We start from the raw sequence: 8,249 nt of genomic DNA, 5'->3' as shown, positions 1-8,249 counted from the left end.
CCCCGACCCGAGCCGGCTCGGCGGTCACGGCATGGAGATCGTGGTGGCCCTGTGCGACCGGCTGACGGCCGAGCGGGTTCCCGTCGGCAAGCGCATCCGCGCCGAGTTCATGCTCAGCAGCTGACCCGGGCCGCCCCCGGCGGTGTCGGGCTCCGCGGCGGTCAGCCGCCGCTCCCCTGTCTGCCGAACCAGTCGATGCAGACGACCAGCGCGTCGTCGAGCGGGTCCGCGTCGCGGTAGTCCGCCAGTTCACGCAGGACGGCGCCCGGCACCGAAGCCGCGGGCAGCAGCCGCGTCGCGAGGACCGCCCTGGCGAGGCCCCGCTCCACATAGGCCTCGCCGAGTGGCGAGACGGCGTCGTACACCCCGTCGCTGACGAGCAGCAGCCGGTCGCCGGGGATCAGCTGGAGGCACTGGACGTCGTACTGCGACTCCTCGAACATGCCGAGCGGCAGCTGCGCGTCCAGCTCGACGCGGGCGACCGTTCTGCCGCGCAGCCGCCACAGCTGCGGGGAGCCGGCGTCCACCGCGCCGACCGTTCCCGTGGCGAGGTCGAAGCGGAGCAGCAGCGTCGACACATGGACGCTGCCGCGGTGCTGGTCGTAGAGCGCCTGGTCGGCGAGTGCGGCCTGGTCCGCGATGCCGATCCCGGCCCTTCGGGCGTTGCGCAGCGCGTTCACGGCGAGGTTGGTGAGCAGGGAGGCCTGGATGCCCTCGCCCATGCCGTTGGTCACGGAGACGGTCAGCTGGTCGCCGTCCGCGGCCCAGTCGAAGTTGTCGCCGTGGATGGCGTACGCCGGTTCCAGCTGGGCACCGATGGCGTACTCGGCCGCGGTGAACGCCCGGGCCGGGAGCAGTTGCCACTGCATCTCGGCGGCGAGGGTGAGCCGGGCGATGCGGCGGGCCCCCTGGTACAGATCGGTGTCCCGTTCGGCGACGACGATCTCGTGGCCCAGCAGGTCGGCCACGTCGGACAGCTCGTTCACAGTCTGCGCGGTGGAGCATCCGGCCGGGAGGCGGACGGTGAGGATGCCGAGGCGCTCGCCGCGTACGGTCACGGGAAGGTGATGGTCTACGGCTCCGTCGCGTCCGGCCGGCTCCTCGTACGGGCGCTGGCTGCCGAACGCCCGGCCCTGCGGGCTGTTGTGCATCGACAGGGCGCGTTCGCGCCCCGGAGCCGAGCCGACCGGGTTGAGCACGGTCATTCCGTAGTCCGCCAGCAGCAGCTCCACGGACCGGGCGTCGTACGCGGCGGCGAGTGCGCCGCGCACCGCCTCCACCAGGGCGTACGGTGCGGCCGCGCGTACGGCTCTTTCGATTTCGGGACGGGCGTTCACGGTCTTCCGCTCACTCTTCGTCGGGTCACGGGGCCGGGGCCGGGCTGACAGGAGGACGTTCCGGATGACAGAGTGGACGGATGCGCCACCGCACCGATCTCCCTCATGGCCTTGAGCGGGTCTCCGAGGACGTCTGTGCCGCATCGGAGCTGCTGGAAGTGCTGTGGGGCCGCGGCCAGGAGGCCGCGCCTCCGGGCACGGTGTCGCCCTCGCAGCTGCGGGCCCTGCTCGTCATCGAGAAGCAGGAGGGCAGCAACCTCCGCTCGCTCGGTGAGGCGCTCGGCTCGCGGGCTCCGTCGGTGAGCCGGCTCTGCGACCGGATGGAGGCCATGGGCCTCGTCCAGCGGGACCCCAGCCCGACGAGCCGCCGCGAGGTCGAGCTGCGGCTGACCGGGCGGGGCCACGCCCTGCTGGAGGAGTACCGGGCGATCCGCACGCGTGAGCTCTCCGCCGTGCTGGAGCGGATGCAGCCATCCGACGTGGCGGCGCTCACCGAAGGGCTGGCCGCTTTCCGTTCGGCCGCGTCGCAGCGGCTCACCGCCGGCCGGCTCCGTGACGACATCGCGGACAGCGCCTAGCTTCATCGAGCCCCTGCTTCCGCATTTCTGAGGCACTCCCCGAGGGGATGCGTCCATTGATCGTTCGGGTACAGATTGTTGCCCCATGGAGAATGTTGTCAAATGGCAACTATTACTTCTATCGTGGCCTTCACCCGCCGCGAGCAGGGACGGACTCGCACCGGACCGTCCGCATCAACCGGCGTTCTCCCCCGCCATCCAGTGCATCATGAGGTGACCGTGCTCCCATCCCCCAGCGCCGGCAGAGCCATGAGAATCGTCCCACGCCAGGAGCGGGGAGCGCTGGTGCTCGCCGTGACCGGTGACCTCGATATTGACAACGTCACCCCGCTCGGCGCAGCGCTGGAGAGCGCGGCCGCGGACAGTGACGGCCCCGTCGTCGTCGACCTCTCGGACGTGAGCTTCGCGGACTCGACGACGGTGAACGTGCTTCTTCAGGGGCAGACCCTGCTGGGTCCCCGGCTGCGGCTCGCCGAGCCGTCCCCCTTCATGGAGCGGCTCATCGGTGTGCTGGGCCTCGACAGCGTGCTGCCGGTCTTCCCGTCCGTCACCGAGGCGATCGCCGGCCCGCTCCACCGCTGAGCCCCGAACACCGCGTGCCCTTCCCCCGCACGGCGGGGAAAGGGCACGCGGTGTGTCGTGGATCGCCCGGTCAGCCGAGCGCGGGCGGAGCGTCCTCGGGCGCGGTGCCCCAGGCCGACGGCTCGCTGCCCACCGTGAAGGAGAGCGAGCGGGCCGAACGGATGTCGTCCGTGGTGAGGTAGGTGCGCGACTGCTGCGCACCGTCGAGCCGGGTCGACTGGATGTAACGGTCGGTGTCCGATGCCCCGGGAGCGCTCACCGTGAGCGAGCCGCGCGGGTAGTACCGGCGGTCGAGCCTGATGTCGACGCGCTCGAACGCGGGCGTGGAGAGTCCCCAGGTGTCGGTGCCCGGCTGGACCGGGAAGACGCCGATCGAGGAAAGCACCATCCAGGCGGACATGGTGCCCAGGTCGTCATTGCCCGTCATCCCGGTCGGGCCGTTGGTGAAGAGCGTCAGGGCCGCATGGACCACATCGGTCGTCTTCCACGGCTGGCCGGTGGAGAGATAGGTGTACGGGGCGATGAGGTCGGGCTCGTTCTGCGGGTTGTACTTGTCGGCGTTGTAGTACGCGTACGGGCCGTTGACCCAGACCTCTCGGGCGGTCTTCGCGGGGTCGGCCAGCAGCTTGTCGTACGCGAAGAAGGAGTCGAGCCGCTGGTTGGCGGCGTCCTTGCCGCCGATCAGATCGACCATGCCGGGGATGTCCTGCGGCACCATCCACTGGTACTGCCAGGACGTGCCCTCATGGAAGCCCTCGCTCTCGGCCGGGTCGGCGGGGCCGGTGAAGGCGCCGGAGGCGTCGCGGGCGCGGAAGAAGCCGGTCGAGGGGTCGAAGATCTTCCGGTAGTTCTGGGCGCGGGCGTCGTAGCGGGCGGCGTCGGCGTCGTGGCCGAGGTCGCGGGCCATCTCGGCGAGCATTCCGTCGGAGAGGGCGTACTCCAGGGTGGCGGAGGCGCCGTGGTCGTAGTCCGAGTCACCGGGCTTGGCGTGCTGACGGTTCTTGATGTACGGGGCGAAGCCGTCCTTCAGGTACTCGACGTTGGCTTCCCGGCCGACCGGGGCCGAGTCCGCGGCCGGCACACCGTCCGCGTTCTTCCTGAGGGCGCGGTACGCCTGCTCCTCGTACCCCTTCAGCAGGCCCTGCTGGTAGGCGTTGGTGAGGAAGGGGGTGACCGGGTCGCCGGTCATGATGTTCGTCTCGACCGTGCCGTAGCCCCACTTGGGCAGCCAGCCGCTCTCGGCGTCGATCCGCAGGACGGATATCGCCATGTCGCGGGACTCGCGCGGAGCGAGCAGTGAGAGGAGCTGGGCCTGGGTGCGGTAGGTGTCCCAGAGCGACCAGTTCTGGTAGTACGTGAAGTTCTTGGCGCGGTGCTTCTTCTGGTCCCAGCCGGTGTAGCGGCCGTCCACGTCGCTGCCGACGTTGGGCGCGAGGAAGGACCGGTAGAGGGAGGAGTAGAAGGTGCGGCGGAGTTCGTCACTGCCGCCCTGGGCCTTCACGCCTTCGAGGCGGCCCTCCCAGCTGCGCTGCGCGGCGCGCTCGACACGGTCGAAGCTGCGGCCGCCCTCGGCTCGGAGGTTGAGCGCGGCCCCCTTGGCGTCGACGTAGCTCAGTGCCGTGGTGGCCTCGACGGTCCGGTCCTTGCTGGTGTCGAAGCGCAGCCAGGCGCCGTTGCGGGCGTCGGTGGCCGAGGACTTCCTGGACCCCTCGGTGACGGTGGCGCCCTTCCAGGTGCCGGAGGTGGTGAACGGCCGGTCGAAGTGGGTGACCGTGTAGACCGTGTACGGCTTGGTGTCCTGGCAGAAGCCGCTGCCGGTGATCGCGGTCCGCACGGTGCGGCTGTCCAGGATCTCGACCTCGGAGGAGAGCGTCTTGTGCAGCGACTGGCCCGCGTTGAGCAGGACGTTGGCCTTTTCGGTGGCCGGGAAGGTGTAGCGCTGCACACCGGTGCGCTGCGTCGCGGTCAGCTCCGCGCCGATGCCGGTCTTGAGCCCGACCTTGTAGGAGCCGGGGCTCGCCTTCTCGTCGTCGTGGCTGAACTCGGCCGCGTACTTCGCGTAGTCGGTCTCGGTGACGTCGCCGGTGGTGGGCAGGGTCGGCAGGTCGCCGCCCAGACCGCAGCCGACGCCTGAGAGATGGACCGCGGAGAAGCCGCGGATGTGGTTCTCACCGTAGTCGTAGCCGGTGTTGTGACCGGTGTCCGGGGAGAACTGCACCATGCCGAAGGGCACGGAGGCGCCGGGGTAGGTGTTGCCCTCGTTCTGGGTGCCGATGAACGGGTTGACCAGATCGGTCAGCCGGCCGTCGGTCCGGGGCGTGGCCTGGGCCGTGGCCCCGGGGTAAAGGACACCGCCCAGGAGCGCGGCGGCGGCGAGTGCGGCCGCCGGGCCGCGCAGTCGCGGCCGTGGGGTCCGGTGCATGGGGATACTCCTTCGGACAACGTTGTCAGAGCGCGATCATTCTTGATTCCCCGTTGCCCCGCGTCAAGGGGTCGGGCGGTACCGCTCCGGCCCGCCCGCACACGGGACGGGCCGGAGCGGCACCAGCGGTCAGGCCGCGGGGCAGCCCGCGACGACCGGCTGCGACGCGTCGCGGATCAGCGCCTTCTGGGCGTCGTGGACCCTCTTCACATCGGGTTTGACGACCCTGCGGTCGTAGGTGAGCAGTCCGTTCAACTCGCCCTCCACGTCCGAGATCTGCGTGTACACCGCGCCGTTGCCTCCCTTGCAGGCGAGTGCGTGCACCTCGTCGAGCTTGGCGAGGTAGTCGTCGGTGTAGGTGGCCGGGTCGACCGCGATGTACGACTGCTGCACGGCCCAGGCGTGGCCCGGTACCGCGAGACCCAGTCCGCCGTACTCACCGCTGATCAGGGCCCGTCGACCGTCCGGCTTCGGCAGGGCGGGACTCGGGTAGCCGTGCTCGTCGATGATGTCCCCGGTGCCGCCGTCGACGCCGAGGTTGATCCCGGACATGCTGTTGACCAGGCGTGTCGGGTCCCAGGACTTGGCCTGGTCGGCGATGCGGGCCTCGTCGTACTGGCCCCAGCCCTCGTTGAAGGTGACCCACATGACGACGGACGGGTGGCTGGAGTGTTCGTCGATCATCTCCTTCATCTCGTGCTCGTACTCCGCGCGGGCGGCGGCCGACGGGTTGACGGTGTTCATCGCCGGCATGTCCTGCCAGACCATCAGGCCGAGCTTGTCCGCCCAGTAGAACCAGCGGTCGGGTTCGACCTTGATGTGCTTGCGGACCGAGTTGAAGCCCATCGCCTTGTGCATCTTCAGGTCGTACGCGAGTGCCTCGTCGGTGGGCGCGGTGTGCAGCCCGTCCGGCCAGAACCCCTGGTCGAGGGTGGCCATCAGGAAGACCGGCTTGCCGTTGAGGACGGTGCGGGGGGTGCCGTTCACCTTCTCGACGGCGATGGACCGCATCCCGAAGTAGCTGCCGACCCGGTCGGCTCCGACGGTGACCTCGATCCGGTAGAGATGCGGATCGTCCGCGGACCACAGGTGCGGGTGCGGGACGGGTATCCTCAGCGCCGATCCGGTCCGGCCGGTGGCGGTGCCCACCTTGCGCTTGCCGTCGTACGCGGTCGCCGTGACCGGGACCCCGTCCCGCACACCGCGCGCCTCGACGGTGACGCTCGACCCCGGGACGTCCGGGGTGAGCTTCAGCGAGTCCACGTGGTCGGCGGCGACCGGTTCCATCCACACCGTCTGCCAGATGCCGGAGGACGGGGTGTACCAGATGCCGCTCGGGTCGAGGCGCTGCTTGCCCATCGGCGGGTTCTCGCCGTCCTTGGCGTCGGTCGGGTCGTAGACGCCGACGATCAGCTCCTGGGTGCGGCCGGGCACCAGCGCGTCGGTGACATCCGCGCTGAACTTGTCGTAGCCGCCCTTGTGTTCGGCGACGCGCTTGCCGTTGACGTACACCTCGGCCTGCCAGTCCACGGCACCGAAGTTCAGCTGGAGCCGTTTGCCCGAGCCGACCTTCCAGTTCTTGGGGACGGTGAACGTGCGGCGGTACCACATGCGGTCCTCGTGCCGTTCGATCCCGGAGAGCTGGGACTCGACCGGGTACGGGACGAGGATCTTCTCGCCGAGCTTCCTGCCGACCGGGGGCTGCTCCCCCGCCTTCGCCGCGGCGAACTCCCACGAGCCGTTGAGGTTCTGCCAGTTGTCGCGGGTGAGCTGGGGGCGCGGGTACTCGGGGAGCGCGTTCTTCGGCCCCACCTCGTCGGCCCATTTCGTGCTCAGCTCGTGGGTGGAGTGGTTCGGCCCGCTGGACCAGAAGGCGCCGACCGGCTTGCCGTCCTGGCCGGCCAGTGCGCCGTCGCCGTCGTAACGGATGTCGGCCAGGCCCGTGGCGTTCCCGGCCTTGTTCCCGACGACCGGTTCCTTGAGGGCGATGGTCAGACTGCGCGGGTCCTTCGGGTCGGCCTTGACCGCGCCGAGCGGCCACTCGGCCCCGCCGATCACGGCGTCGAGGTGGTTCACCAGACCGGCCGGCAGCCGCCCGAGCTTCTGTGCGAAGTCCAGCTTGAGGGTGCGTCCGTCGGCGAGCACGGTGGCGGCGATGGCCCCGTCGTACGCGAAGTCGTCGGGCAGCCTGAAGGCGGACTGCGGCACCGGGACCTTCGTGCCGCCGGGTTCGGTCCACCTGAGGTGGAGGTTGGAGCCGCCCTCGTGCTCGAAGTACTCGACCTTGAAGTCGTAGGCGGTCCCCGCGGTCAGCTCGACCGGCTGGGAGGTCTGCTCCTTCTCCCAGTCGTCGACCCAGTGGTCGATGACCGGCTTCCCGTCGATCCAGAGGCGGAAGCCGTTGTCCCCGATCATGGAGAAGGTGTGGGCGCCGGACTTCTCCGGCACGATCTTCCCGGTCCACCGGATGCTGGCGTCGTCGGACTGCCCGGTGGCCGAGGCCAGCCGCGACTCCAGGGTCGGGAAGTCGATGCCCGGGTCGAATCCAGTGGCCTTGAGCTCCCCGAAGTCGAAGGCGCCCGGGGCGGACTGGGTGTAGTACTCCCCCTTCAGCCCGTGCACGTCGGCCGAGCCCCCGGGGTCGTGATCGGCCGCCGAAGCGGCGGGTACGGCGGACAGTCCCGCGGCGCCGACGACGGCGGCGAGGAGCAGGACCAACTTCTTTCTGATGCGCACGGATCCTCCTTGTGAGGAAGGGTGGCGGCTCGTTGCAACAGGATGTACAACGTTGGAAGGAATGGCAGTTGGCATGACAGCACGACGGATGCGGCGCTGTCCAGGTGCATGACAATCCCCCGTTCGGAGGGAGCGACACCGGGAGAACCCGAGGCACATCGGCGTGGAACGGGGTACGGCGCGACCCCGCCGCGCCGCGCTTCAACACGCCCTCGACAGGCCCGCGGTACGCCCAGGAGCACCCTCGCGGCGCTGGTCTCAGGCCTTGCCGGGGAGCTCGACGTCCTGGGCGCTCGCCGGCGTTCCGGGCGCGCTGCCGAAGACGCAGTCACCGCAGAGGCCGCCGCCCGGACCGCGGTAGTAGAGGCAGCAGGTGCGCCGGCGGAAACCCGGGCCGTGCGGGGCGCCGGTGTCGCGCAGACCGGGGTGGTCGAAGAGTTCGGCCGCCAGGGTGCGGGCGCGCGCGGCGACGTCCGGCCGGCCGTGGGCGCGCGCCCAGCCGATCAGCTGGCGTACGGCTCCGGCCAGCGCGGATCCGGCGTTGCCCCACAGGAGCCGGTTCGAGATGGCCGTGTCGCGGCGGACCGCCGCGAC

The 8,249-nt window shown here is 70.3% G+C and carries 7 protein-coding genes; 3 read left to right on the top strand and 4 right to left on the bottom strand.

Annotated features, from left to right (window positions below; all coding sequences use genetic code 11):
• The coding region (locus tag J1C73_RS34690) for an ATP-binding protein (RefSeq protein ID WP_504743140.1) at positions 1-124 on the top strand (124 nt) is incomplete at its 5' end.
• Between the two features lie 37 nt (positions 125-161).
• On the opposite strand, the gene J1C73_RS09935 is transcribed toward J1C73_RS34690, so the two are convergent.
• Entirely contained in the window at positions 162-1,337 is a 1,176-nt protein-coding gene (locus tag J1C73_RS09935) for a PP2C family protein-serine/threonine phosphatase (protein WP_207316009.1), read from the bottom strand.
• Positions 1,338-1,417: 80 nt separating this feature from the next.
• Between J1C73_RS09935 and J1C73_RS09930 the strand changes: the two genes are divergently transcribed.
• Positions 1,418-1,915 carry a MarR family winged helix-turn-helix transcriptional regulator gene (locus tag J1C73_RS09930; protein WP_207316008.1) on the top strand — a complete coding sequence of 166 codons (498 nt, stop codon included), beginning with the start codon at positions 1,418-1,420 and terminating at the stop codon, positions 1,913-1,915.
• Positions 1,916-2,164: 249 nt separating this feature from the next.
• Entirely contained in the window at positions 2,165-2,497 is a 333-nt protein-coding gene (locus J1C73_RS09925) for an STAS domain-containing protein (protein ID WP_207316007.1), read from the top strand.
• A 70-nt stretch (positions 2,498-2,567) separates the two neighbouring features.
• On the opposite strand, the gene J1C73_RS09920 is transcribed toward J1C73_RS09925, so the two are convergent.
• From J1C73_RS09920 to J1C73_RS09910, 3 genes are all read right to left on the bottom strand, one after another.
• On the bottom strand, positions 2,568-4,919 hold the full coding sequence (locus J1C73_RS09920) for a GH92 family glycosyl hydrolase (protein ID WP_207316006.1): 2,352 nt from the start codon (positions 4,917-4,919) through the stop codon (positions 2,568-2,570).
• Positions 4,920-5,048: 129 nt separating this feature from the next.
• A complete protein-coding gene (locus J1C73_RS09915) occupies positions 5,049-7,730 on the bottom strand; it encodes a PA14 domain-containing protein (RefSeq protein ID WP_207316005.1) in 2,682 nt (893 codons plus the stop codon).
• Positions 7,731-7,913: 183 nt separating this feature from the next.
• Positions 7,914-8,249: (2Fe-2S)-binding protein (locus tag J1C73_RS09910; RefSeq protein ID WP_207316004.1), on the bottom strand; the 336-nt coding region annotated here is incomplete at its 5' end.

This window comes from Streptomyces laculatispora (assembly GCF_017353455.1).
GTDB classification, from domain to species: domain Bacteria; phylum Actinomycetota; class Actinomycetes; order Streptomycetales; family Streptomycetaceae; genus Streptomyces; species Streptomyces laculatispora.
This window is presented reverse-complemented; position numbering and strand designations above follow the sequence as displayed.

What these genes read in the sequence shown, in the direction of transcription:
- J1C73_RS09930 (WP_207316008.1), top strand. Translation starts at nt 1,418, where the DNA reads ATGCGCCACCGCACCGATCTCCCTCATGGCCTTGAGCGGGTCTCCGAG.
- J1C73_RS09920 (WP_207316006.1), bottom strand. Translation starts at nt 4,919, where the DNA reads ATGCACCGGACCCCACGGCCGCGACTGCGCGGCCCGGCGGCCGCACTC.
- J1C73_RS09925 (WP_207316007.1), top strand. Translation starts at nt 2,165, where the DNA reads ATGAGAATCGTCCCACGCCAGGAGCGGGGAGCGCTGGTGCTCGCCGTG.
- J1C73_RS09915 (WP_207316005.1), bottom strand. Translation starts at nt 7,730, where the DNA reads ATGCCAACTGCCATTCCTTCCAACGTTGTACATCCTGTTGCAACGAGC.